The organism is Streptomyces sp. NPDC050534, from assembly GCF_044457745.1.
In the GTDB taxonomy this organism is placed as follows: domain Bacteria; phylum Actinomycetota; class Actinomycetes; order Streptomycetales; family Streptomycetaceae; genus Streptomyces.
The window spans coordinates 88516-114051 of record NZ_JBITHF010000011.1 but is presented as its reverse complement, the minus strand read 5'-3'; the positions used below and the strand labels follow the sequence as shown (position 1 = coordinate 114051).

Genomic DNA, 25536 nt, shown 5'->3' with positions numbered 1-25536 from the left:
ACTGTCGTCCTCACCGGTCGATACGAGCGCTTGCGTACTCCTCTCGACGCCCGGGGGCGCCGAGGCGTTACACTGTGACACATGACGCCTATTCGTCACAACAGTTCGGACGGCGACGCGGTGCTCGACGCGGTGCGGGACTGCGTCCTGGCCGTCGGGGTCCGTCGTACGACGCTCACCGACGTGGCCCGCCGTGCGGGCGTCTCGCGGATGACGCTGTACCGGCGCTGGCCCGATGTGCGCACACTGGTCGGCGACCTGATGACCCGCGAGTGGGTCGGCGTGGCCACCCGGGCGATTCCCGAGCGCAGGCCGGGTGCCCACGCGCGCAGGCTGCTCGTGGACGGGCTCGTGGCCGGCGTGGAGTCCTTCCGCGCCCATCCCCTCTTCCGCAAGATCGTCGACGTCGACCCCGAGCTGCTGCTGCCCTATGTGCTGGACCGGCGCGGCGCCAGCCAGAACGCCCTCCTGGAGCTGCTGGCCGACGGCCTCAAGGAAGGGCACTCCGACGGATCGATCCGGCTCGACCACCCCGAGCGTCAGGCCCGCTCCGTGCTCCTGATCGTCCAGTCCTTCACTCTCTCCCTTCGGACCATGACCGACGAGGACGACGCGGAGCTGTCCTCCGCGGCCTTCCTCACGGAGCTGCGCTCCATCCTCGAGAGGACCCTCACGCCATGAGCCTGCGCCCCGCCCCCGACTCGTCCCTGTCCGCCGCCCGGCGCTCGCGCGAACTGACCGGGACCGTCGGCGGCCCCGCGGTGGACGTCCTCGTCGTGGGGCTCGGCGCCACCGGCGCCGGAGCAGCCCTGGATGCGGCCTCCCGCGGCCTGAGCGTGGTCGCCGTCGACGCCCACGACCTGGCCTTCGGCACCTCCCGCTGGAGCAGCAAGCTGATCCACGGCGGGCTGCGGTATCTCGCCGCCGGCCAGTTCGACGTCGCGCACGAGAGCGCGGTCGAGCGGGGGGCGCTGATGGAGCGCACGGCGCCCCACCTGGTCCGTGCGCAGCCGTTCGTCCTGCCACTCACCCCGCTGGTCTCCCGGGGCCAGGCGGCACTCGCCTGGGCCGGATTCCACGCCGGCGACGCCTTGCGCGTGACGGCCCGCACCGCCCGGGCCACGCTGCCCCCGCCGCGCCGGCTGTCGGCGGTGGAGACTCGCCGGCTCGCCCCCGCCCTGCGCGCCGATGGCCTCCGCGGCGGCCTGCTGTCCTGGGACGGCCGGCTGGTCGACGACGCCCGTCTGGTGACCGCCGTCGCCCGCACCGCGGCCGCGCACGGCGCGCGCATCCTGACCCGGGTACGCGCGCTCGAACTCACCGGCTCCGGCGCCCTCGTCCGTGACGAACTCACCGGCGAGGAGGGCGAGATCAGGGCCCGCGCCGTGATCAACGCCTCCGGGGTCTGGGCGGGCGGCCTGGTGGACGGCATCCGCATCCGCCCCTCCCGCGGCACGCACCTGATCCTGCGCGAGGAAGACCTCGGCCCACTGCCGGCCGGGATGCACATCCCCATCCCCGGCGAGACCAACCGCTTCGTCCTCGTCCTGCCCCAGGGCGACGGCCGCGTCTACGTCGGCCTCACCGACGAACCCGTCGAGGGCGACATCCCCGACGTCCCCGAGGTGCCCGAGACGGACATCGGCTTCCTGCTCGACGTCCTCGGCTCGGTGCTGAACCTCCCGGTCCGGCGACAGGACGTCGTAGGGGCCTTCGCGGGGCTGCGACCGCTGCTGGACACCTCACCCGAGGGCCACCGGGGCACCACGGCCAGGACCTCCGACATCTCCCGGCGGCACGCCGTGCTCACCTCGTCCGAGGGCGTGATCACGGTGGTCGGCGGCAAGCTCACCACGTACCGGCGGATGGCCGAGGACGCGGTGGACGCCGCCGTCGCCGGCCGCGGTCTCGCTGCCGGCCCCTCCCCCACGGCCTCCCTCCCGCTGGTCGGCGCCGCGTCCCCCGAGGTCCTCGACGCGCTGCAGGCGCCGCGTCACCTGGTGCGGCGCTACGGCACCGAGGCACCGGCGGTCCTCGCGCTCGGCGAACGCGACGCCCGGCTCAGCGAGCGGGTGCTGCCCGGCCACCCCGTCACCGGGGCCGAACTGCTGTGGGCGGTGCGCCATGAGGGCGCCCTCGACGAGGCCGACGTACTCGACCGCCGTACCCGGATCGGGATGGTCCCGGCGGATCGGGCGGCGGCGCTGGAGGCCGTGCGGGAACTGGTCGGAGAGGGCCTGGTCAGTCGGGGTTGAGCCGACGGGACCGGGGCGGCATCGGCTCGGCGCGCACATCACGACATAGCCGCCTATGCTCCATTTGCGTGACCCATATATTCGACGAGCTGGTGGAGAAGCAGCGCGCGGCCGACCAGGCGCACAGCCGGGTCGAGGAGCTGCGCCACTCGTACGGCCCGCCGACCCAGCAGGGCGGCTGGACCGGACAGCAGACGAGTACGTACGAGACCGCGTGGCGCGCCTGGCGGGATCTGGCCCGCGAGGCGCAGTCCTCGGTCAGCGAGTACGCGAAGGAGTCGGGGAAGCCGCGGACCGAGATCGAGGCGGACGTCCGGCAGACGGTCAGCAGGTCCGGGCGCTAGCGGGTCCTGGTGAGCGAGGACGAGGGCTCAGACGGGCAGCGCCTCGATCACCGAGATCGGCGACGGATGCGGCATGCGCCGCACCTCGGCCACGGAGAAACCCGCGCGCCCGCACAGCGACCGGTACTCCGCCTCGGTGCGCTCGCGGCCGCTGACGTTGGCCAGCATGTGGAGGTCGCCGATGTACATCACCGACGGCACGGACCCGTCGACGGTCTCCGGCATCACCACTTCGATGATCAGCATCCGTCCCGCGCGCGGTATCGCGGCCCGGACGTTGGCGAGGATCGTGGTCGCCCGTTCGTCGTCCCAGTCCTTGACGACGCCCTTGAGCAGATAGACGTCCGACCCGGCGGGAACCGAGACGAAGAAGTCACCGGTGACGACCTCACATCGGCCGGCGACCCCCGCCGCGGCCAGCACCGGACCAGCCTCGGCCGCGCCCTGCGGGGTCTCGAACAGCACGCCGCGCAGGTGCGGATGGGCCGCCAGGATCGCCGCGAGCAGCGTCCCGTCGCCGCCGCCGACATCGGTGACCGAGGCGGCTGCGGCCAGGCCGAGTTCGTTCTTCAGGATCCGCGCGGTGGCGCCCGTGCCCTGGCCCATCGCGGCGTTGAAGGCCCGTGACAGCTCCGGGTGGCTCGCCAGGTGGCCGAAGAAACCGGTGCCGAACAGCTCGTCGAAGGCGGGGCGCCCGGTGCGGACACTGTCGTCGAGGTGACTCCAGGCACGCACCGTCGTCCGGTCCAGGAACATCGCGACGAACGCGGCGATCGAGTCGGGGCGGTCGGTGCGCAGCAGCGCGCCGCGCGGAGTCAGGGCGAACACGCCGGGCCGCACCTCGGTCGTCAGGCCGGACCCGGCCAGCGCGCGCAGCAGACGGCGGGTGGCGTCCGGGTCGGCCCCCAGCTCTGCGGCGACGTCGGCGGCGTCCCGCTCCTGGTCGCCCAGCCGGTCGGCGACGCCGAGGCGTACCGCCGCCCCCAGCGTCTGTGCCTCCATGTGTTCGAACACCGTGGACATGAGCGCATCGCGGTCCTCGGGCGTGGGCTCGTTCATCGCATCCCCTCCGCGAACGGCTGCGGGTACCCGTTCCATGGTCTCCCGCCGGGCCTTTTGGCCGCGAGCACGGCACCGCGGGCGGACGTGCCCGGACGACGAAGGGGCGCCCGGACCGAGGTGGGTCCGGGCGCCCCAGGGCGTCAGCGCACGTAACGCCGTCGCGTACGGGTCAGCAGGAACAGACCCGCGATCAGCAGCAGCGTGCCGGCCGCGGCGGGCCACAGGTTGGCGCCGGTCTCCGCGAGACCGCCTTGCTGGGACGCCTGCGGTTCGGTCTGGTTGCCGGCCACGGAGGTGTCGCCGCCCGTGCCCTGGGCCTGGACCGAGGTGTCACCCGCGTTGTTGCCGTCGCTGCCGGAGCCGCTCTGGCCCGCGGCCGCCGCGGCGCTCTTGGAGGCCTTGGCCGAGGCGTAGACCCGGGGGTTCGTCGTGCTCGCCGCCGTGGGCGAGTCGTCGTTGCCCGGCTGCTGTGTCTCGGGTGCGGAGGTCGCGGGTTGCGCCGTCTGGTCGCCGGATCCGCCGCCGTTGCCGCCCGTGCCGGAACCGCCGCCCGTGCCGCCCGTGCCGGAACCGTCGCCCGTGTTGCCCTTGTCGTCACCGGCGGGCGGCGTGGTGGGTTCCTCGGTCGGCTGGGCCGTCGGCTCCTGAGTGGGCTGCTCGGTGGGCTGGGCCGTCGGCTGCTCGGTGGGCTGCTGGGTCGCGCCGCCGCCCGAACCCGGGTCCTCGCCCGTACCCGCACCGCATTCGCGGCCGCCGTTGATGCAGTTCGCGATCTTGTCGGCCAGACCGCCGGTCGTGATGCTGATGAAGTCGTCGTGGTCGGTGGCCGCCTTGTGCAGCTGCTCCGGGAAGCCGTCGACCGCGTACGGATTCTTGACCTGGCCGTTCTCGATGGTCGGCGTCGGAACGTCGTACACCAGGCGCATCGTCAGCTGCGGGATCGCCTCGAAGCCGTTGCCGCAGGCACCGCTCGCCGGGTCCGCGAAGGCCACGTGCGTACGGTGGTTGGCGCTGTCGATGTTCCGGCCGTCCCAGCAGCTCTGGAAGGCGAAGGTGCGGACCACCTTGCTGCCCTGCGGACACAGCGGGTACTGCTCCGTGAGCTGGACCTTGTCCTCGAAGCCGGTGCAGCTCCAGTGCGCGTTGGCGTTGGCCAGACCGTTGGTGGTGGTCTTGGCGTCACCGGTGATGATGCGCAGGAACTGCGGCATCGCCGTGACCTTGCTGGTCGGGTTGCCGACGTACTTGATCTGCGCCTGGACCGGCGTCAGGATCTTGCCGACGTTGCCTTCCTTGCCGCCGCCGTCCTTGTTCTGGTCGAACTCCTGCGTGCCGTCCTGCAGTCGCACCACCGGCCAGTAGTACGCCGACAGGTCGTCCTTGTTCTGACAACTGGTCCCGCCCTGCAGGAAGTTGTCGTTGCTGGAGAAGGCGTTGATCTTCTGGTTGCCGACGTAGTCGTGCGTGTGGTGCGCGCCGTTGGTCACGCCGGGCGCCACGATGACGTTGTCGGTGTTGAAGTTCTTGTTGGCGTTGACTCCGCACTGCGTGCTGAACGATCCGGTCGAGGCGCTGCCGGACTGCTGCGGCTTGGCCTGGACGTTCGGGGCCACCTTCGTGATGTCCACGAAGTCGGCCGCGACCGGACCATTGCCGGCCTGACCGCCGTTGCCCTGCTGCTGGCCGCCGTTCTGCTGACCGCCGTTGCCTGCCTGGCTCTGTCCGGGCTGCGGGCTGCTCGACGAACCGCCCGCGTCCTGGCCGCCGTTCTGGTTGTTCCAGGTGCGCATCGAGCAGCCCGCCATGTCGCCGAGCCCGTCGGGGCGTTGACCGGCCTGTTCCATGGCGTCCGCGATGCGGTTGAGGGTCTCGCTGCGCTTCTCCTTCAGCGGCTTCATCACCTGGTCGTCGGTGTAACCGCTGTCCTGGCGCTGCTCCGGCGTCGCCGACTGGAGTTGCTGGTAGGCCTCCGCCACCTGCTGGTCCATCGAGGCGAGTTCCTTGTCGACGTCGCCCCGCGCCTGCTCCGGCACCTGCGTCAACTTGCTGCCGACGTCAGGGCAGTCGATCGTGCCGGACGTGGCACTGCGCGTCTGCGCCGTCTCCGTGCCGTCCTCCGTCGCAGAGGCATAGACGTTGGCCGCCACCAGGCCGCCTCCACCCAGCATCAGCGCGAATGCCGCGAATGTCGCGCGGCGTGGGCCTGTCGGGCGTCTGCGCGTGTTGCGTCCCACGAGAACTCTCCTACGGATCACGGTGGTCAGGCATGAAAATCCCTCTCCCCATACGGACGGCGGCCCGCGCGTGTTCAACCGCCCCACAGATTCATAGAGACCTCTCACGAATTCATAGGAACCTCTGAGTAAGCGCATCCCTCGCGCGTCGCCGTCGCACCGGCTGCCGGGACCTCGCGCCTCCAGCCGGAACCCGGTCCGCTTCAGCCAGAGTTCGAGCAGCCCCTTGTCCCCGCGCGTCTCCACGCCGGGCGCAGGCCGCCGGCAGAGGAAGCAGAAGGACGGGTCGTCGACGGGGTCGCCGCTCAGGCGCCAGATCCCGGGGGGGGGCGGACGCAGCCATTCCGGTGCCCACCTGCCGGGCTGGGGCGTCGCCCGGCTGCCGCGGCACGCTTCCGCTACTTCTTGAACTTCCCCGCCCCCTCCCGCCAAGCCGCCACGACACGTGTAGCGCAGCCGGCACCGGCGGCTTCAGGACATGCACGTCCCAACTCCCCCCATCCGATGCCTGCTTCATCTCTTGACGTGTCTGGTTCAGACCTTTAGGTTCCCGGACACGCAGCTTCACAGGCACGCCCGAGATTCACAAACATGAACGTTCTCGGGCTGCATCCCCCACCATCCGCTGCTGCCGAAAGGCTGTGACCCCCACTCATGAGCACTCGACTCCGCACCCCTGCCGCCGCGTTGGGCGGTGGCCTCGCCATAACCCTGATCGCCGTGTCGGCCGCGACCATGACCGCCTCCCCCGCCGGAGCCGCCGCGTCGGCGCCGATGGCCGTGGCGCCGTACCTCTACAACGGCTGGGGCAACCCGCCCGACCCCACCACGATCACCAACGCGACCGGCGTGAAGTGGTTCACCCTCGCCTTCGTCCTGAGCAACGGGAACTGCAACCCGCAGTGGGACGGCAGCCGCCCCCTGACCGGGGGCGTCGACCAGAAGACGGTCAACACCGTGCGCGGCAACGGCGGCGACGTCATCCCCTCCTTCGGCGGCTACAGCGGAAACAAGCTGGAGAGCTCCTGCTCCAGTGCGAGCGCACTCGCCGGCGCCTACCAGAAGGTCATCGACGCCTACAAGCTGAAGGCCATCGACATCGACATCGAGGCCGACGCCTACAGCAACCCCACCGTCCAGCAGCGCACCGTCGACGCGCTCAAGACCGTCAAGTCGAAGAACCCGGGCCTGAAGACCTACATCACGATCGGCACGGACAAGACGGGCCCGGACACCAGCCTGATCAAACGGGCCGCCACCTCCGGGCTGACCGTCGACGCGTGGGCGATCATGCCGTTCGACTTCGGCGGCGCGGGCCAGAACATGGGCAACCTCACCAAGCAGGCCGCCGAGGGCCTCAAGTCCGCCCTCAAGAGCGCCTACGGCTACAGCGACGACCAGGCCTACCGGGACATGGGCATCTCGTCGATGAACGGCATCACCGACAACAACGAGACCGTCACCGTCAACGACTTCAAGACCATCCTCGCCTACGCCCGGCAGCACCACCTGGCCCGCCTGACGTTCTGGTCCGCGAACCGCGACCGCCCGTGCAGCGGAGGCCCCGCCGACAGCTGCTCCGGCGTCGGCCAGTCCAACTGGGACTACACCCGTGTCTTCTCGCAGTACACCGGCTGAATTCCCTTACGGGCGTTCTGTGTTGACAGGAGGCATCCCGCGATGCACGCCATGAGATCCGGCACTCTCCGCATCCTCGCACTGCTGGCGATCCTGCTTACGGCGCTGTCGGCGCCCCGCGCCCATGCGGCGGCCCAGCCGTTCAAGGTGCTCGCCCTCTACAACGGCACCTACGACGCGGCGCACATCAGCTTCGTCCACGAGGCCAACCAGTGGTTCCCCCAGCAGGCCGCGCAGAACGGCTTCACCTACACGGCCAGCAACAACTGGGACCTGCTCGCCAACGGCGGTGTCAACGGCTACCAAGTCGTCCTGTTCCTCGACGACTTGCCGCAGACCGCCGCCCAGCGCACCGGATTCGAGAACTACATGCGCGGCGGCGGAGCCTGGATGGGCTTCCACGTATCCGCCTTCACCACGGACGCGCAGAGCTGGAGCTGGTACCACAACCAGTTCCTCGGCAGCGGCAACTTCGTGTCCAACACCTGGGGCCCGACCACCGCCGTCCTGCGGGTCGAGGACCACACCAACCCCGCGACCGAGAACCTGCCGGACACGTTCACCTCGTCCGTCAGCGAGTGGTACAGCTGGTCGAACGACCTGCGCAAGAACCCCGACATCAAGATCCTGGCCTCCGTCGACCCGAGCAGCTTCCCGCTCGGCACCGACCCGAACCAGACCTGGTACAGCGGGTACTACCCGATCCTGTGGACGAACACGAAGTACCGCATGCTGTATGCCAACTTCGGCCACAACGCGATGGACTACGCCACCAACACCACCCTGTCGTCGACCTTCGCCAGCGCGACCCAGAACCGCTTCCTGCTGGACGGACTGAAGTGGCTGGGCGGAGCGGACGCCACCCAGCCGCCGGACGACTCGATCTCCGAGAGTGCCTGGTACACGGTGCGCAACACCGGCAACGGCACCTGCGTCGACGCCAAGGCTGCGGCCACCGCCAACGGCACGGCGATCCAGCAGTACGGCTGCAACGGCACCACCGCGCAGCAGTACCAGTTCCGCACCACGGACAGCGGCTACGTCCGCGTCTCCGCCCGCGGCAATCCGCAGCAGGTCCTGGACGTCACCGACCGCTCCACGGCGGACAACGCGCCGGTGCAGCTGTGGTCGTACTCGGGCGGCCAGAACCAGCAGTGGCAGCCCGTACGGGAGTCGGCCGGCCGCTACCACTTCGTCGCCCGGCACAGCGGCAGGTGCCTGAGCGCGACCGCGTTGGCGACGGACGGCGACCGGCTCACCCAGCGCACCTGCGACGGCTCGGCCGCGCAGAGCTTCCAACTCACCGCACAGAGCTAGCGACAGGCACCGTTCACCCCTCCTTCATCACAACGACCCGACGGACGCTCCCCCTTTCATCTGACGGACTCATAACCTGGCGCGCGGCCCGGAACTCCCTCCGGGCCGACGTCCCGTCATCGAAAGGCGACCCACGCATGCGCCTTCAACGGCTGCGCGCAGCAAGACGATTCGGTGCGCGAAGTGCGGCTGTGCTCCTGACCACGGCCGTGGCCCTGAGCGTTCCGTTCCCGTCCGCGGGGGCCGACGCCACCGAGCGCCCGTCCTCGCTCGTCGATCCCCTGATCGGCTCCTCGGGCGGCGGCAACACCTATCCCGGTGCCACGCTCCCGTACGGGATGATCGCCTGGTCGCCGACCAGCACCACCGGCGACCAGACGAGCACCGGAGCCGCCAACGGCTACGAGTACAACGCCACCCGCATCCGCGGTCTGAGCCTGACCCATGTCAACGGCGCCGGCTGCAATCCCGGCGCGGCGGGGGACGTACCGATCATGCCGTTCGTGGGCGACGTGACGTCCTCGCCGACCGCGGACACCAAGGACGCCGTCTACGCGGCGAACTTCTCGCACGCGGACGAGAAGACGACACCCGGCCGCTACACCCTGGGCCTCGCCTCCGGCGCCAAGGCCGACCTCGCCGTCAGCAAGCGCGCGGGAATCGCCGACTTCACGTTCCCGGGCGACCGCCCGGCCAATCTGCTCTTCCGCGTCTCCAACTCCCTGAACGGCAGCGCGGACGCGCACGTCGACATCGACGCCGCGCACCGCAAGGTGACCGGCTGGGTGCTCACCGGCGCCTTCTGCGGCCGCCGCGCCAACGGCGGCGTCAACAACCGCAAGAGCTACTACAAGCTGTACTTCAGCGCCTCCTTCGACCGCGCCTTCTCCTCGACCGGCACCTGGAAGGACGGCACGGTCTCCCCGGGCTCGACGTCCGCCTCCGGCGGCGAGGGCTACGCGACGGGCGCGGACCGGGCCGGCCGCGGCTCCGGCGGCTGGGTCGGCTTCGACACGAGCGCTGACAACGATGTCCACATGCGGATCGGCATCTCCTACGTCAGCCGGAAGGGCGCCGAGGCCAACCTGCGCGAGGAGATCCCCGCGCACGCGAGCGTCGGGCAGGTGGCCGAGGCGGGCGCACGGGCCTGGGACCGCGAGCTGGACGTCGTCCGGGTGCGGGGAGGCAGCGCCGCCCGCCGCCGGACCTTCTACACGGCGCTCTATCACGCCCTCATGCAGCCGAACCTGATCAGCGACACCGACGGCCGCTACTGGGGCATGGACCAGGCCGTCCACCGCCTGGCCCGCGGGCAGCGCGCCCAGTACAGCAACTTCTCGGGCTGGGACCAGTACCGGGCCCAGATCCAGCTGCTCGCGCTGCTCAAGCCCACGGTCGCGGGCGACTTCGCCCAGTCCCTCTACAACTTCGCGCGGCAGAACGGCGGAGTGTGGGACCGCTGGGTGCACATCAGCGGCGCCACCCACGTCATGACCGGCGACCCCTCGGCGGCGACGCTCGCCACGTTCTACGCCATGGGCGTCCGCAACTTCGACTACCGGGGCGCCTTCGACTCCCTGGTCCGCCAGGCCACCGTGCCGAACCCCGACGGTCTCCTGGACGCCGGCTGCCCCGGCCAGTGCGTCGGCCAACGCCCCGACCTGGCCCAGTACTTGAACTCCCACTACGCCGCCCAGGACGTGTGCCACTGCTGGGGCGGGGCCGCCGAGACCCTGGAGGACGCCGTCGCCGACTCCGCGCTCGCCCGGTGGGCGAAGCTGCTCGGCCGGGACAGCGAGGCGAAGGTCTTCACCGAGCGGGGCGCCTACTGGCGCAACGTCTTCAACCCCGGCACCGGGTACATCCAGGCACGCAGGCTCGACGGTTCGTGGGTGACGCCGTTCAGCCCGGGCAGCGACCTCGGCTTCGCGCAGGGCACGAGCGCGACGTACACCTGGATGGTGCCGCAGGACGTGCAGGGCCTGGCCGACGCGATGGGCGGCCGCGAGGTGGCGGCCACCCGCCTCGACGGCTTCTTCCACAAGGCCGACGGCTCCTGGTCGGTGCGCGGCGGCGACGCGCTGCGCTACGACCCCACCAACGAGCCCGGAATCCACGCCCCTTGGCTCTACAACGCGCTGGGGCAGCCCTGGAAGACGCAGGCTACCGTGCGGCAGATCGTCGACACCGTGTACGGCACGGGCCCCTCGGGCCTGCCCGGCAACGACGACCTGGGCACCATGTCCGCCTGGTACGTCTTCTCCGCGCTCGGCGTCTATCCGCAGACACCGGGCACCGCGCGGCTGCTGCTGGGCGCCCCGGTCTTCCCGTCCGCGGTGATCGACCGGCCCGGCCGCAAGGACATCGTGATCACCGCGCCGGACGCCGACGACACGCACCTCTACGTCGACGCCGTACGCCTCGGCGGCCGGACCCTGGACCAGTCGTGGACCGGACCCGGCCTGACGCTCTCCGGCGGCCGGCTCGACTTCCGGCTCGCCCAGCAGCCGAACACCCGGTGGGCGACGGACCCCGGCACGCTGCCCGAGTAGGAGACGCCACCGGGCGCGACCCCCGCGACCGGGGTCGCGCCCGGCCCGTACGGGCGTTCCCTACGATGACCCGGTGACGAGTGACACCCCCACACGGTCCGGCCTCGGCGAGGGCGCCCGCACGGCGGTCCGGCCCGGACCCGCTCCCTGGGCGCAGCGGCTGCGCCGGTTCGGCTACGGCGCAGGTCCGCGGACCGACACCCGCGCCCGCCTGGTCCCGGCGTTCCCCGAACCGGACACGTGGCTGTGGGAGTGGCTGGGCATCGGTCCACGGCCGGCCCGGCGCCTCGCACGGTCCATGGGCTGGCTGGGACCACTGCTCGTCGCCGTGTTCGCCGGCGCGCTCCGCTTCTGGCACCTCGGCAGCCCACGGGCGGTCGTCTTCGACGAGACGTTCTACGCCAAGGACTCCTGGTCGATGCTGCGGCTCGGCTACGAGGGCACCTGGCCGGACCGCAAGATCGCCGACCCGCAGATCCTGGCGCATCCCCAGGTGATCCCCCTCTCCGACGCCGGCAGCTTCGTCGCGCATCCGCCGATGGGCAAGTGGGTGATCGCCGTAGGGGAAGGACTGTTCGGCCTGGACCCGTTCGGCTGGCGTTTCATGACGGCACTGCTCGGCACGCTGTCGGTGCTCATGCTGTGCCGAATAGGGCGCCGGCTGTTCCGCTCCACACTGCTGGGCTGTCTCGCCGGTGCGCTGCTGGCGGTGGACGGCCTGCACTTCGTGATGAGCCGCACCGCGCTGCTCGACCTCGTGGTCATGTTCTTCGTACTGGCGGCGTTCGGCTGTCTGCTCGTCGACCGGGACAGGGCGCGGGCCCGGCTCGCGGCCGCCCTGCCCGTCGAGGACGACGGCTTCGCGCGCCCCGACGCGCACACCGGCGAGCACGCCGGAACGGGCCTGCGCCCATGGCGCCTCGCGGCCGGCGTCCTGCTCGGACTGGCCGCAGCGAGCAAGTGGAACGGCCTGTACGTCCTCGTCTTCTTCACCGCTCTGACCGTCCTGTGGGACGTGGGCTCCCGCCGCGTGGCCGGGGCGCACCATCCCTTCCGGGCGGCGCTGCGCAAGGACTTCGGCTGGTCGGTGTTCTCCATGGTCCCCGTCGCCGTACTGACCTATCTGGCGACCTGGACCGGATGGTTCCTGTCCGACAAGGGCTACGGCCGTCACTGGGCCGACGGCCGCGGCGGCACCTGGTCCTGGATCCCGGCCCCGCTGCGCAGCCTGTGGCACTACGAGCATGCCGTCTACCGGTTCAACGTCGGCCTGCACACCCCGCACCGCTATCAGTCCAACCCCTGGGCCTGGCTGGTCCAGGGGCGGCCCGTGGCGTTCCACTACGAGTCGCCGAAGGCCGGACAGGAGGGCTGTCACGCCGCCGCCGGCTGCTCGCAGGAGATCCTGGGCCTGGGCACCCCGCTGCTGTGGTGGGCGGGCTGCGCCGCGCTGCTCTACCTGCTGTTCCGGTGGGCGCTGCGACGCGACTGGCGCGCGGGCGCCGTGCTCTGCGCGGTCGGCGCGGGATACCTCCCCTGGTTCAACTACCAGGACCGCACGATCTTCTCCTTCTACGCCGTCGTGTTCGTGCCGTTCCTGTGCCTGGCCGTGGCCATGATGGTGGGCGCCCTGCTGGGGCCGCCCGGGGCGGGCGAGCGACGCCGGCTGATCGGCGTGGTGAGCGCGGGCGCGCTGGTGCTGCTCATCGCCTGGAACTTCATCTACTTCTTCCCGATCTACACCGGGCAGACGATCCCGTACGCCGACTGGCATGCCCGGATGTGGCTGGACAGCTGGATCTGACGCGGGAGTCGGCCCGCCCGGCCGTCACGGCGTCTCCAACTGCCCTGTGGTCCGCCCGAGATAGGTGACCGGACCGGGGTCCGGCACGTCGATCTCGTGAAAGCCCAGGCGGTCGTAGAACGCGCGGGCCGGGGTGTTGGCCGTGACCATGCTGAGGTGCACGGCGGCGACGCCCTGCTGGTGCAGGGCGTCGAGGAAGGTCCGCATCAGCGCCCGTCCGTGACCGCGGCCCTGCCAGGCGGGGAGCAGGTCGATGTGCAGATGGGCCGGGTAGGCGGCGACCTCGGGCACGATCATCCGCTCGGGGTGATGCAGCAACGGGATCATGGCCTCGTCCGGGGTCCGCGGCTCTCCGGCCGGCTCCGGGTAGCGGTCCGCGACCAGTGGCAGCCACTTCTCGCGGAAGGCGTCGACGAAGCAGGGCGTGTCGGCCGTGCCGAGGATGTAGCCGACGGCACGGCCCTGCCCGTCGTCCAGCACGAAGGCCAGCTCCGGCTCCAGGTGGGCGTACGGGGCCGCGAACGTCACCGGGAAGATGGTGGGGTCGGCGTAAAAGGGGCGGCTGTCCTTACCGTTGTGGGCGGTACGGACGCAGATGTCGTCCAGGGCGTCGCGGTCGTCGGGGCGGTAGGGACGGATGGCGGGAGTCGTCGTCATCGCAGCATCCTGCCTCGCTTGGGAGCGCTCCCACAAGGAGTTGGGAACGACGGACCTCCCGTGCAGGGGGCTGTTCGACCGACCCGTCAGTCGGCCGGGTCCGAATGGAACTCCATGGCCAGGGCGTCGGGTTTGACCGTGACGACGGCCTGGGGACGAGGTGGGCGGGAGGTCACCTCGAACCGGGGCCAGACCTGCAGGACGGTCGCGAGGATGATCTGGAGCTCGACCCACGCGAAGTTCTCTCCGATGCACTTGCGGCGGCCGTCGCCGAAGGCGAGGAAGGACCCTCGGGTGGCCGCGACACGGTCCGCCTCCCAACGGTCCGGGTCGAAGGTGTCCGGGTCGGGGAAGTAGGCGGGGTCGTGCTGGTGCAGATAGGGACTCCACACGACATCGGCGCCCTCGGGTACGAGGTGTCCGCCGAGGACGACGTCGCGGGCGACGGTCCGCGTCACCATCCAGGACACTCCGTACTTTCTGATGGCCTCCTGCAGGACCCGTCGGGCGTAAGGGAGTTGATCGAGGTCCTCGTAGCGCAGCGGCCGGTCCCCGCACACCGAGGCCAGTTCCTCACGAAGACGTCGTTCGACGGCGGGATGGCCGGCGATCTCGTACAGCGTCCAGGCGAGTGTGGTGCCCGTGGTCTCGATCGCGCCGGCCAGGAGGGTGATGGCCTCGTCCTGGAGTTGCCGGCGCCCGAGTTGTTCCTCAGCGCCGATCAGGGTCTCGAACAGACCGCTCTGCCGCCGGCCCGCCTCGGCCGCGTACGGGCACGCCTCGGCGCCGGACCCACCGTCCGCCGCAGCCGATCCGGGTGCGGTGACGTCGATGTGATGGTCGATGGCCTGGTCGATGAGGGCGCGCAGGCGGGCGACACGGTCGGCGTGCGCGCGGTTCGCGGGCAGCGGCAGCCGCGTGATCCAGGGCGGGAGAATGACCTGCCGAATCGTTCCTTTCATGATCTCGGGCATAAGGGCGGTGAACTCGCCCTCCAGGTGTGCGGGCAGGTCCGCGCCGAACACGGCGACGAGGAACGTGGCGAGGGTGATCTCGTTCATGTCGGCGAACACGTCGCGCGGCTCGGCCGCGGGCCAGGCGCCGACCGTCGTCCGCACCTGATCGACCATGGCGTCGCCGCGCTCGGCGATGTGCGCCTTGCTGAACATGGGCTGCATCAGACGGCGGTTGCGCAGATGAGTGTCGTCGTCCGCGACGGTCGCGACTCCGTCACCGAGGAAGACCCGCAGCGCGTCGTAGTACTTGCCGCCCTTGGTGAAGCCGGCGGCGTCGCTCACCAGGACCCGGCGGGTCAGTGCGGGGTCCGTGACCACGTAGGCGGGTGTGGGGCCGATGCGTATGCGCACCACACTGCCGTATGCGCTCAGCGAGGTGATGAACGGCAGCGGGTCGCGGGCGAGGCGGAGTGCGTGACCGATCAGTGGCAGTCCGCCGGGGGCCGTGGGGGTGGGGATGGGTGCCGGTGTGGGGGCGCTCATCACGCGATCACTCCTCGTGGGGGTGGAGTCAAACGCCGATATGCATGCCCATGACCAATACGCCCGATGCACCGGCGCCGTGATCACTGCGTCACATCGAGGTCCGTGTGCCGTATTGCGCCGCGCAGGTGCGCTGCAGCCCCGTGGTGGCGCATTCTTGCTGTGTCGCTTCTGGCGGCGTACGGACGAGGTAGGGCCGATGACGCGGAGTGCGGAGGATGCACAGCGGAGCCCCGGGCAGCTGGCCTCGCTGCTGATCGACGTCTCGACCGAGGCGGTCGGTGCGGCAGAGGGCCACGCGGGCGGGGTCTATCTGCGCTCCGGCACGCCCGGGCTGCTGCGGCTGGCGGTGCTCACGGGGCTGCCGGGGCCGCTGTTCCGGCCATGGTGGCGGATGCATGTGGACCGGCCGTTCCCGGTGGCGGACGCGTACCGGCTCGGTGTGCAGGTGGTGCTGCCGAACGCGACGGAGACGATGCGGCGGTATCCCCAGTTCGCGGCGGGGCTGCCGTTCCAGTTCGGGTCGCTGTACGTGCCCATCGTGGGCGGCACGACGACCTTCGGTGTCCTGACCGTCCTGTGTCCCTCCGCGACGGACGCGACCGAGCTGCTGCACCACCGCGACCGGATGGTCCGGCTGGCCGAGGACCTCGGCGCGTCCCTGCTGCGCCTGGAGGACGGCGGCAAGCCGTCGGTCGCCTGGGACGGCGAGCCCATGTGCGTACGGCCGCCCGGCACCCGCCCGCCCGCGGGGCGCGCCGGGGGATTCGCCTGGGATCCGGTGACGGACGTGGTGACGGCGGACGTGCGGCTGCCCGCGCTGCTGGGGGTGCCGGCCGACGAGTTCGCCACGTCGGTGCAGGCGCTCGCGTACGCCGTGGCCCCGGCCGAGACGGAGCGGGTCCTGACCGCGCTGAGGGAGACCGCCGCCGGCCGGCCACCGCCGCTGCCGCTGTACGTGCGGTCCGAGGACGGCGCGCTGCGGCTGGTGGAGCTGTGGAGTCCGTACGCCTCCCCCTCCCCGCCCGGCACCCCGTCGGGCGCGCACCCCGTCCGCGGCTTCGTCGTCGATCCCGGACCCGGCGCGGCCGCGGACGCCGCGGCCGACCTGCTGCCCGAGGGAGTGCTCTGCCTGGACCGGCTGGGGCTGATCCTCTACGCCAACCCGCGCGCCGGACAGCTGCTGCGCCGTTCACGGACGCAGCTGCTCAGCCGTCCGCTGTGGGAGGGCGTGCCCTGGCTGAACCAGCCGGCCGTCGAGGACCATCTGCGCAGCGCGCTGCTCTCCCCGGGGCCGGTGCGCTTCCATCTGGAACGGCCCGGCAAAGGCGTCGGGGAGCGCGGCCCGGCGTCGTACGAGAGCGGTGCGCCGTCGTACGAAGGCACCTGGCTCGATGTGTGTGTCTATCCGGGCCCGGACGTGCTGACGTGCACGTTCCGTCCGGCGAACCGGGTGACGGACGGCGCCGCTGACCTCGCGCCGGAGCCCCTGCCGGTCGGGTCCCCGTCCCCGGCGACCCCTTCGATGGCTCCGCTGTACCGGCCCATCGTGCTCGCCATCGCGCTGTCCGAGGCGGTCACGGCGCGTCAGGTGGCGGCCGTGGTGATGCGCGAGGTGCTGCCCGCGTTCGGCGGCCGCAGGCTCGCCATCTATCTGCTCCAGGAACGCCACCTGTACCTGTCCTGGGAGAACGGCTTCCCCACAGGGTTTCTCGCGCCCTTCGAGGGTGTGGGCCTGGACGCCCGGCTCCCCGGCGTGGAGACGCTGACCACGGGCCGGCCGATCTTCTTCGACTCGATGGAGCAGCTGGCGGCCGCCTACCCCGGGATCGCGCTGGACGCGGACGAGGGCGCCCGCGCCTTCCTGCCGCTGATCGCCTCGGGGCGGCCGGTCGGCTCCTGCATCCTGGGCTTCGACCGGTCCCGCAGTTTCAGCACCGAGGAACGTACGGTGCTCACCGCTCTCGCCGGGCTGATCGCGCACGCCATGGAGAAGGCGCAGCGCTACGAGAGCGAGGCGGCGCTCGCGCGCGGGCTGCAGCAGGCCCTGCTCCCCCGCCGGCTGTCGGCCAACCCGCTGGTGGAGACCACCGGGCGGTATCTGCCCGGCACCCAGGGCATGGAGGTGGGTGGCGACTGGTACGACGTCGTGGAGGCCGGGGACGGTCTGGCGCTGGTCATCGGCGACGTGCAGGGACACGGCGTGCAGGCCGCGGCCACCATGGGCCAACTGCGCAGCGCGGTGCGGGCGTTCGCGCTCGGCGACCGTCCGCCCGACGAGGTGATGAGCGGCACCAACCATCTGCTCATCGACCTCGACCCCGGTCAGTTCGCGAGCTGCTGCTACATCCGGCTGGACCCGGCGTCGGGTCTGGCGCGCGTCGCCCGCGCGGGGCACCCACCACCCCTGCTGCGTCACCCGGACGGCCACACCGAGGTGCTGGATCTGCCGGGCGGGGTCGTGCTCGGGGTGGATCAGCAGGCCCACTACCCCGTCTCCGAGCTGCAGATCGAACCGGGCGCCGTCCTCGCGCTCTACACGGACGGACTCGTGGAACGCCCCGGCGTCGACATCGACGACGGCATCACGGCCCTGCGCGTGGCCCTGTCGAAGGTCGGTGCCCCCGCCAACCGCCCGAGCCGCCGCACCCTCGCCGGAATCGCCGACCGCCTCACGGCCCTGGCCCGCCACACCAGGGACCGCCCGGACGACATCGCCCTGCTCCTGGCGACGCGGCGGGCGGCGGAGGGAACCGGACGGTGACGCTGCCGCCCGCGGCACCCGCACATGGAGGGCCGGCGGGGGTGGTCCGTGCCGGATCGTGCCGGTCAGCGGCCCCGACCGGCAGCCGCCGGACCACGACGGCCGGCCACCCCAACGGCGCCCCCGACGCCGTCGCCGTCCCCGGCTCCGCGGACGAGACCCAGTGGTCAGCTGTCCCGCCACCTCGCCGCAGGCACCTCCGTCGGCACCCCCACAGGCCCTGTCACCCTCTGTGACGCCTCTCGCCTCATGCGGCTCGGCAGTGTAGACATGGGCACATGGTCCGTCTTCCGGACCGTTCCGGGACGCGGTCGCACCGGCGTCCCGGCGGTCCTCGCGCCCGCCGCGGGAGCATTCGTGCCCACGGAGCGCACGGACAGCAAGCGACGCGGACGCCGGCAGGAGCGTTCACCCACCGGAAGGGCCACTCAGGTGAAACGGAGCCGGGGCGCGTCGCGGCCCTGCGGTCGGCCCTGACGGGTCGGACCATCGCCAGGCAGGTGTTCGTCCTGCAGGTGGTCATCGTGCTGTTGCTGGTGGTCGCCGCGGTGGGGGCGCTGTATCTGCAGGCCCGGCACGACAGCACGCAGGAGGCCCGCAACCGCTCGGTCGCGGTGGCCCAGGCGTTCGCCAACGCACCCGGCACCCGCGCGGCCCTGAGCTCCCCCCACCCCACGGCGATCCTGCAGCCACGCGCGGAGGCCGCCCGCAAGGCGACGGGCGTGGACTTCATCGTCGTCATGAACACCGACGGCATCCGTTACACCCACCCCAAGCCGAACCGCATCGGCAAGAAGTTCGTGGGCACCATCGCTCCCGCGCTGGCCGGTGGGACCGTGGTCGAGGAGATCAACGGGACGATCGGGCGGCTGGTGCAGGCCGTCGTGCCGGTCGAGGATCCCGGCGGCAAGGTCGTGGGCCTGGTGTCGGCGGGCATCACGACCAAGAACGTGGGCGGTGCCGCCAACCACCAGCTGCCGCTCGTCCTGATGGCCGCCGCCGTGGGACTCGCCCTCGCCACGGCGGGCACGGCGCTGGTGAGCAGACGGCTGCTGCGGCAGACGCACGGCCTGGGCCCGCACGAGATGACCCGCATGTACGAGCACCACGACGCGGTGCTGCACGCGGTGCGCGAGGGCGTGCTCATCGTCAGCGGCGAGGGCAGACTGCTGCTCGCCAACGACGAGGCGCAACGCCTGCTCGACCTGCCCGCGGACGCGGAGGGCCGGCACGTCCTCGACCTGGGCCTCGACCCCGACACCGCGGAGCTGCTGGCCTCCGGCCGCGTGGCCACGGACGAGGTGCACCTGGTCAAGGACCGGCTGCTGGCCGTCAACCAGCGGCCCACCGACGTCCGGGGCGGCCCGCCGGGCAGCGTCGCCACGCTCCGCGACTCGACCGAGCTGCGCGCTCTGTCCGGCCGGGCCGAGACCGCGCGGGAACGCCTCAACATGCTCTACGACGCCGGCGTGGGCATCGGCACGAGCCTGGACGTCACCCGCACCGCGGAGGAGCTGGCTGAGCTCGCCGTGCCCCGGTTCGCCGACTTCGCGACGGTCGACCTGTTCGACGCCGTGCTGGACGGCGGCCAGCCGGAGGGGGCGACGGCCGTGCGCCGTACCGCGTCGCGCGGGGTCCGCGAGGACGCCCCGCTGTACAAGGTGGGCCGGCAGATCAGATACGTCGACACCTCGCCGCAGGCCCGCAGCCTGCGCTCGGGTCAGGCGGTGCTGGAGCCCCATCTCGCGTCGGCGCCCGGCTGGCACGCGCAGGACCTGGAGCGCACCGCGCAGGTCGTGGACTACGGCATCCACTCGCTGATCACGGTGCCGCTGCGCGCCGGCACCCTGGTCCTGGGCGTGGTGAGCTTCTGGCGGTCGGAGAAGCAGGCCCCCTTCGACGCGGAGGAACTGGCCCTCGCCGAGGAGCTGGTGACGCGCGCCGCGGTCTCCATCGACAACGCCCGCCGCTACACGCGCGAGCACAGCATGGCCGTCACCCTGCAGCGCAGCCTCCTGCCGCGCACGCTGCCCGAGCAGTCCGCGCTCGACATCGCCTACCGCTATCTGCCCGCGCAGGCCGGGGTCGGCGGCGACTGGTTCGACGTCCTGCCGCTACCGGGTGCCCGCGTGGCGCTCGTCGTCGGCGACGTCGTCGGGCACGGGCTGCACGCCGCGGCCACCATGGGACGGCTGCGCACGGCGGTCCACAACTTCTCCGCGCTCGACCTGCCGCCCGACGAACTCCTCGCGCTGCTGGACGAGTTGGTCGGCCGCATCGACCAGGACGAGACCTCGGAGGGCGACAGCGCACCGGTCACCGGCGCCACCTGCCTGTACGCCGTCTACGACCCGGTGTCGCGGGTGTGCGCGATCGCACGGGCCGGCCATCCGCCGCCCGCCCTGATCCAGCCCGACGGGCACGTCGACTTCCCCGACGTGCCGGCCGGGCCCCCGCTCGGCCTCGGCGGCCTGCCGTTCGAGACCGCCGAGCTCACGCTGGAGGCGGGCAGTCGTCTCGTGCTGTACACGGACGGGCTCGTCGAGGACCGCGGCCGGGACATCGACGAGGGGCTCGAACTCCTGCGGGGCGCGCTGGAACGCGCCGGTTCCTCGCCGGAGGAGACCTGCCGGTCGGTGCTCGAGTCCCAGCTGCCGGCCAAGCCCAGTGACGACGTCGCCCTGCTCGTCGCCCGCACCCGGGCCCTGCCCGCCGACCACATCGCCGAATGGCAGGTGCCCAACGACCCGGCGGCGGTCGGCGAGGTACGGGCGTCGGTCAGCAGCCGGCTCACCGAGTGGGGTCTCGAGGAGCTGACCTTCAGTTCGGAGCTCATCCTGAGCGAGCTGGTCACCAACGCCATCCGCTACGGCGCCGACCCCATCCACGTCCGCGTGCTGCTGGACCGCACCCTGATCTGCGAGGTCTTCGACAGCAGCAGCACCTCGCCGCATCTGCGGTACGCGGCGATGACGGACGAGGGCGGCCGCGGCCTGTTCCTGGTCGCCCAGCTCGCCGAGCGGTGGGGCACCCGCTACACCCCCGACGGCAAGGTCATCTGGGCCGAGCAGCCGCTGCCCTGACGCGCCTCTGCCCCGTCTCATCCCTTTTGGTCCGTACCTTCTTCGTGCGTCCCTACGAACTTCCTCCGCTACGGGTGTTCTCCCTCGGCCACAGCTGATAGGAAACCTTCCTATCAGTGTCACGTACGGCCAACTCCCCACCCCCCACCACGATTTGGAGACTCCGTGACGCACCACTCCGGCGACCCCGTACGCTCCACCCGACTCGCGCGCCGTACCGTCCTCGCGGCGGCCGCCGCCTCCCTGGCCGCCGTCCCCCTCCTCAGGCCGTCGCACGCCTCCGCCTCCGCGGCCGCGGCCTGCACACCGCTCGACGACGCGGCGAAGAAGGAGATCGCCATGAAGCTGGTGTCGAGCGCGGAGAACTCCTCGCTCGACTGGAAGGCGCAGTACAAGTACATCGAGGACATCGGCGACGGCCGCGGCTACACCGCCGGGATCATCGGCTTCTGCTCCGGCACCGGCGACATGCTCGACCTGGTCCAGCTCTACACGGACCGCAAGCCCGGCAACGTCCTGGCCAAGTACCTCCCGGCGCTGCGCTCGGTGAACGGCACCGACTCGCACGACGGCCTGGACCCCGGCTTCCCCCGGGACTGGGCGAAGGCGGCCCAGGACGGCGCGTTCCAGCAGGCGCAGAACGACGAGCGGGACCGGGTGTACTTCAACCCGGCCGTGAGCCAGGGCAAGTCCGACAGGCTCGGCACGCTGGGCCAGTTCGCCTACTACGACGCCATCGTGATGCACGGCGACGGCGACGACCCGACCAGCTTCCGCAACATCCGCAAGCGCGCCCTCAACAAGGCCAAGCCGCCGGCGCAGGGCGGCGACGAGACGACGTATCTCAACGCCTTCCTCGACGCGCGGGTGTGGGCGATGAAGCAGGAGGAGGCCCACAGCGACACCAGCCGGGTGGACACGGAGCAGCGGGTCTTCCTGCGCAACGGCAACCTGTGCCTGAACACACCGCTGAACTGGAAGGTGTACGGCGACAGTTACCACATCGGCTGACGCCGGCCCCCGGGCTGCCGTACCGCCCCCTGCGCGGTACGGCGGCCCGGGTCTACGGGCGCTGCCCGATCCGGTCCACGACGCCCAGCTCCCGCAGGGCGCTCACCTCGTGGTACCAGCCGTGGTGCACGGCCTTGCGGCCGTGGTACGTCACGGTGCTGCCGGTCAGGCGCATGCCCAGGTAGGCAGTCGTGTGCGCGTCGAAGACGAAGGCGAAGTCGAAATCCGGGTACGAGACCGCGATTCCGCGGCGGCCGAGGGCGTCCACCGCCTGGCGGTCGATCCGGATGCCGGGAATCCGCGCGACGGCCTCGAAGGTCGCCGCCTCCAGACCGGGCGGCATCACCCGCGGCACCACGAAGAACTGACACGCGTTCACGAACGCTTCCCGGTAACCCTCTTCCGTGTCCGTACCCATCCGGAGCCACTTGAGCAACTTGCCCGGGTCCGTCGGCCACTTCGCCAGCTGGCTGTACCGGGTCGGCGGCACCATCACCTCGTGCTCGCCCAGCGGGGGATCGTTGTGGACCGTGCCGTGCTCCTCGCGCCGGGAGGGCCTGGAGCCGTCCACGGAGAGCCAGCTCTCGTCCGTCCAGGTCCTGGTTCTGCCGTCCTTCGCGTACGTCCGCGTGATGTAGGTCCTGGTGTAGACGTACTGGTCGTCGCGCGGAATCGGCGTCCCGGCGCCGTCCGCCCGAGACCTGACCGCGGCCTTGCGCAGCAGCTGCGCCGCGCTCAGGGCGGTCAACTGCGGTGTGTCCGTGTCCGGTTCATGCCGTGTGGCGAGAACGACACCTCCCGCGACCGCCGCCGCGGCCGTGCCGGCGACGGCGGTCCTGAGCATCAGCCGCCGGGACAGCGGTCGCGAACGGCCCTCCTGCACGATGGCACGCTGCAGCCGGACACGGGCGGCCGCGCGCGCCTCGTCACTCAACTCGGTTACGTCGTCGGTCAGTTCACGCACCGCGGTGAGGTCATCCACGATCGGTCTCCTCGGTCTCCTCGTGAAGTGCGGTGGGATCCGAACCGCCCAGCGCCTGGCGCAGCTTGGCCCGCGCGCGGTGCAGCCGCGAGCGCACCGTGCCGACCGGCACGCCCAGGGCCTGCGCCGCTTCCGCGTAGTCGAGATCGCCCCAGGCGATCAGCAGCAGCACGTCCCGGTGACGGGCGGGCAACCCGGCCAGCGCCCCGGCGAGCCGGGCACGGGAGTGCTCGGCGCTGACCCGCGCCGCCACCCGGTCCGCGAGGGGCTCGCCCTCGGCCGGGGACGCACCCGCGGCGCGCGCGAGCGCCTTGAGCCGGCGGGCCTCCGCGCGCCGGTGCTGGCCGACGAGGTTGGTGACGATCCCGTACAGCCAGGGCCGCGCGTGCGGCCGCGAGAGGTCGTAGCCGCGTCGCCGCTGGAAGGCGATCACGAAGGTCTCGGCCATCAGGTCGTCGGCCGCCTCCGCGCCGAGCCTCTTGGCCGCGTAGCGGTGGATGTCGTCGGCGTAGCGGTTGAAGAGCACCGCGAACACGTCGGGCTCACTCCAGGACCGTTCGACGATCGAGGCGTCGGTCACACGGTCGTCGTGTGCGCCGGGGTCGGAACGTGCCCCGATGCTCGGCAGGGCGGTCACTGGTCGCCTTTCAGGTTCATGGATGTACCTCGAGGTCGCGGGCATGGTCGACTCCTGTTGGCCGATGACCGCGTTCGGGTTCCATCCTCCGGCCCATAAACTTGATTTATGAGCTCATAGACCGGACCCGTGTACCGACTTAGGTTTGCCTTAGTTTAGGCTTCCTGTTCGAGTCGATCTTTTCGCCGCTCGAAGGGAACCTGATCATGCCCCGCCCCCTGCGGGTAGCCATCGTCGGAGCCGGCCCCGCCGGGATCTACGCAGCCGACGCGCTGCTCAAGTCCGACGTGGCCGCCGAACCCGGTGTGTCCATCGACATCTTCGAGCGCATGCCCGCGCCGTTCGGACTGATCCGCTACGGCGTCGCCCCCGACCACCCCCGCATCAAGGGCATCATCACGGCCCTGCACCAGGTGCTCGACAAGCCGCAGATCCGTCTCTTCGGCAACGTCGACTACCCGAACGACATCAGCCTGGACGACCTGCGGACCTTCTACGACGCGGTGATCTTCTCGACGGGCGCGACCGCCGACCGCGAGCTGCGCATACCCGGCATCGACCTCGACGGCTCGTACGGCGCGGCCGACTTCGTGTCCTGGTACGACGGTCACCCGGACGTGCCGCGCACCTGGCCGCTGGAGGCGGAGAAGGTCGCCGTGCTCGGCGTCGGCAACGTCGCCCTCGACGTCGCCCGCATCCTCGCCAAGACGGGCGACGAGCTGCTGCCGACGGAGATCCCGCCGAACGTGCACGAGGGCCTGAAAGCCAACAAGGCGCTGGAGATCCACGTATTCGGCCGCCGCGGCCCGGCGCAGGCGAAGTTCTCCCCGATGGAGCTGCGGGAGCTGGACCACTCCCCCACCATCGAGGTCATCGTCGACCCCGAGGACATCGACTACGACGCGGGCTCGATCGAGACCCGGCGCGGCAACAAGCAGGCCGACATGGTCGCCAAGACGCTGGAGAACTGGGCGATCCGCGACGTCGGCGACCGCCCGCACAAGCTGTTCCTGCACTTCTTCGAGTCGCCCACCGAGGTGCTCGGCGAGGACGGCAAGGTCGTAGGCCTGCGCACCGAGCGCACCGCCCTCGACGGCACCGGCAACGTCAAGGGCACCGGGGAGTTCAAGGACTGGGACGTCACCGCGGTCTACCGCGCGGTCGGCTACCTCTCCGACAAGCTCCCCAAGCTCCCCTGGGACATCGAGTCGGGCACCGTCCCGGACAAGGGCGGCCGGGTCGTCCAGGAGTCCGGCGAGCACCTCCGGTCGACGTACGTCACCGGCTGGATCCGGCGCGGCCCGGTCGGCCTCATCGGCCACACCAAGGGCGACGCCAACGAGACGGTGGCCAACCTGCTGGACGACTACGCGGGCGGCCGTCTGCAGACCCCCGCCTCGCCGGAGCCTGAGGCCGTGGAGGCGTTCCTGGGCGAGCGCGACGTCCGCTTCACCACCTGGGACGGCTGGTACAAGCTGGACGCCGCGGAGAAGGCGCTGGGCGAGCCGCAGGGCCGCGAGCGCGTGAAGATCGTCGAGCGTGAGGACATGCTCCGCGAGAGCGGCGCGTGACCGGGGGGGGGGGGGGGGGGGGGGGGGGGCCCCCCCCCGGGGGGGGCGCCGGGGGGGGGCCCCCCCCCCCCCCGGGGGGGGCGGGGGGGGGGGGCGGCGCCCCCGGGGGGGGGGGGGGGCGCGCCG

Annotated in this window: 16 protein-coding genes and 1 pseudogene; 11 read left to right on the top strand and 6 right to left on the bottom strand. The window is 71.5% G+C overall.

The genetic code is table 11. The annotated features are described in order from the left end of the window. Window positions 1–81 precede the first annotated feature (81 nt). From ACIBN2_RS32485 to ACIBN2_RS32475, 3 genes are all read left to right on the top strand, one after another. Window positions 82–681, top strand: a complete 600-nt coding sequence (locus ACIBN2_RS32485; protein ID WP_399139772.1) for a TetR/AcrR family transcriptional regulator — start codon at window positions 82–84, stop codon at window positions 679–681. Next, the gene (locus tag ACIBN2_RS32480; protein WP_399139770.1) at window positions 678–2255 is read left to right on the top strand and encodes a glycerol-3-phosphate dehydrogenase/oxidase; all 1578 of its coding nucleotides are present in this window, start codon (window positions 678–680) and stop codon (window positions 2253–2255) included. Before ACIBN2_RS32485 ends, ACIBN2_RS32480 begins: the two co-directional genes overlap by 4 nt. A 68-nt stretch (window positions 2256–2323) precedes the next feature. Further along, window positions 2324–2599, top strand: a complete 276-nt coding sequence (locus tag ACIBN2_RS32475; RefSeq protein ID WP_399139768.1) for a hypothetical protein — start codon at window positions 2324–2326, stop codon at window positions 2597–2599. A gap of 27 nt (window positions 2600–2626) precedes the next feature. On the opposite strand, the gene ACIBN2_RS32470 is transcribed toward ACIBN2_RS32475, so the two are convergent. Together ACIBN2_RS32470 and ACIBN2_RS32465 are read right to left on the bottom strand one after the other, a co-directional pair. Beyond that, window positions 2627–3658 carry a methyltransferase gene (locus ACIBN2_RS32470; protein WP_399139767.1) on the bottom strand — a complete coding sequence of 344 codons (1032 nt, stop codon included), beginning with the start codon at window positions 3656–3658 and terminating at the stop codon, window positions 2627–2629. 143 nt (window positions 3659–3801) lie between these two features. After that, window positions 3802–5895: a DUF1996 domain-containing protein gene (locus ACIBN2_RS32465; protein ID WP_399139765.1), complete on the bottom strand. Its 2094-nt coding sequence runs from the start codon at window positions 5893–5895 to the stop codon at window positions 3802–3804. A gap of 762 nt (window positions 5896–6657) precedes the next feature. On the opposite strand from ACIBN2_RS32465, the pseudogene ACIBN2_RS32460 reads away from it, so the two are divergent. The 4 genes and pseudogenes from ACIBN2_RS32460 to ACIBN2_RS32445 form a co-directional block, all read left to right on the top strand. Then, window positions 6658–7533, top strand: a pseudogene (locus ACIBN2_RS32460) (chitinase); the annotation flags it as partial. A gap of 42 nt (window positions 7534–7575) precedes the next feature. After that, window positions 7576–8850 (top strand): ThuA domain-containing protein, encoded by a 1275-nt coding sequence (locus ACIBN2_RS32455; RefSeq protein ID WP_399139763.1) that lies wholly within the window; start codon window positions 7576–7578, stop codon window positions 8848–8850. Window positions 8851–8987: 137 nt separating this feature from the next. Beyond that, window positions 8988–11402, top strand: a complete 2415-nt coding sequence (locus ACIBN2_RS32450) for a GH92 family glycosyl hydrolase (protein ID WP_399139762.1) — start codon at window positions 8988–8990, stop codon at window positions 11400–11402. Window positions 11403–11475: 73 nt separating this feature from the next. Continuing rightward, a complete protein-coding gene (locus ACIBN2_RS32445; RefSeq protein WP_399139760.1) occupies window positions 11476–13206 on the top strand; it encodes a dolichyl-phosphate-mannose--protein mannosyltransferase in 1731 nt (576 codons plus the stop codon). A gap of 24 nt (window positions 13207–13230) precedes the next feature. Here ACIBN2_RS32445 and ACIBN2_RS32440 read toward each other — a convergent pair whose 3' ends face one another. Together ACIBN2_RS32440 and ACIBN2_RS32435 are read right to left on the bottom strand one after the other, a co-directional pair. Further along, the gene (locus tag ACIBN2_RS32440) at window positions 13231–13863 is read right to left on the bottom strand and encodes a GNAT family N-acetyltransferase (RefSeq protein ID WP_399139758.1); all 633 of its coding nucleotides are present in this window, start codon (window positions 13861–13863) and stop codon (window positions 13231–13233) included. Window positions 13864–13949: 86 nt separating this feature from the next. Continuing rightward, the gene (locus ACIBN2_RS32435; RefSeq protein WP_399139756.1) at window positions 13950–15362 is read right to left on the bottom strand and encodes a cytochrome P450; all 1413 of its coding nucleotides are present in this window, start codon (window positions 15360–15362) and stop codon (window positions 13950–13952) included. A 199-nt stretch (window positions 15363–15561) separates the two neighbouring features. Here ACIBN2_RS32435 and ACIBN2_RS32430 point away from each other — a divergent pair, with 199 nt between their 5' ends. The 3 genes from ACIBN2_RS32430 (at window position 15562) to ACIBN2_RS32420 (ending at window position 22220) form a co-directional block, all read left to right on the top strand. Further along, on the top strand, window positions 15562–18126 hold the full coding sequence (locus ACIBN2_RS32430; RefSeq protein WP_399139754.1) for a SpoIIE family protein phosphatase: 2565 nt from the start codon (window positions 15562–15564) through the stop codon (window positions 18124–18126). A 278-nt stretch (window positions 18127–18404) separates the two neighbouring features. Then, window positions 18405–21209 carry a SpoIIE family protein phosphatase gene (locus ACIBN2_RS32425; RefSeq protein ID WP_399139752.1) on the top strand — a complete coding sequence of 935 codons (2805 nt, stop codon included), beginning with the start codon at window positions 18405–18407 and terminating at the stop codon, window positions 21207–21209. 165 nt (window positions 21210–21374) lie between these two features. Continuing rightward, on the top strand, window positions 21375–22220 hold the full coding sequence (locus ACIBN2_RS32420) for a chitosanase (RefSeq protein WP_399139750.1): 846 nt from the start codon (window positions 21375–21377) through the stop codon (window positions 22218–22220). A gap of 52 nt (window positions 22221–22272) precedes the next feature. On the opposite strand, the gene ACIBN2_RS32415 is transcribed toward ACIBN2_RS32420, so the two are convergent. Together ACIBN2_RS32415 and ACIBN2_RS32410 are read right to left on the bottom strand one after the other, a co-directional pair. Further along, window positions 22273–23202: a CU044_5270 family protein gene (locus tag ACIBN2_RS32415; RefSeq protein ID WP_399139749.1), complete on the bottom strand. Its 930-nt coding sequence runs from the start codon at window positions 23200–23202 to the stop codon at window positions 22273–22275. Then, window positions 23195–23884 (bottom strand): RNA polymerase sigma factor, encoded by a 690-nt coding sequence (locus ACIBN2_RS32410; protein ID WP_399139747.1) that lies wholly within the window; start codon window positions 23882–23884, stop codon window positions 23195–23197. The genes ACIBN2_RS32415 and ACIBN2_RS32410 overlap by 8 nt, the downstream gene beginning before the upstream one ends. 161 nt (window positions 23885–24045) lie before the next feature. Between ACIBN2_RS32410 and ACIBN2_RS32405 the strand changes: the two genes are divergently transcribed. Then, window positions 24046–25410 (top strand): FAD-dependent oxidoreductase, encoded by a 1365-nt coding sequence (locus ACIBN2_RS32405; protein ID WP_399139745.1) that lies wholly within the window; start codon window positions 24046–24048, stop codon window positions 25408–25410. The last annotated feature ends 126 nt before the right edge of the window (window positions 25411–25536 follow it).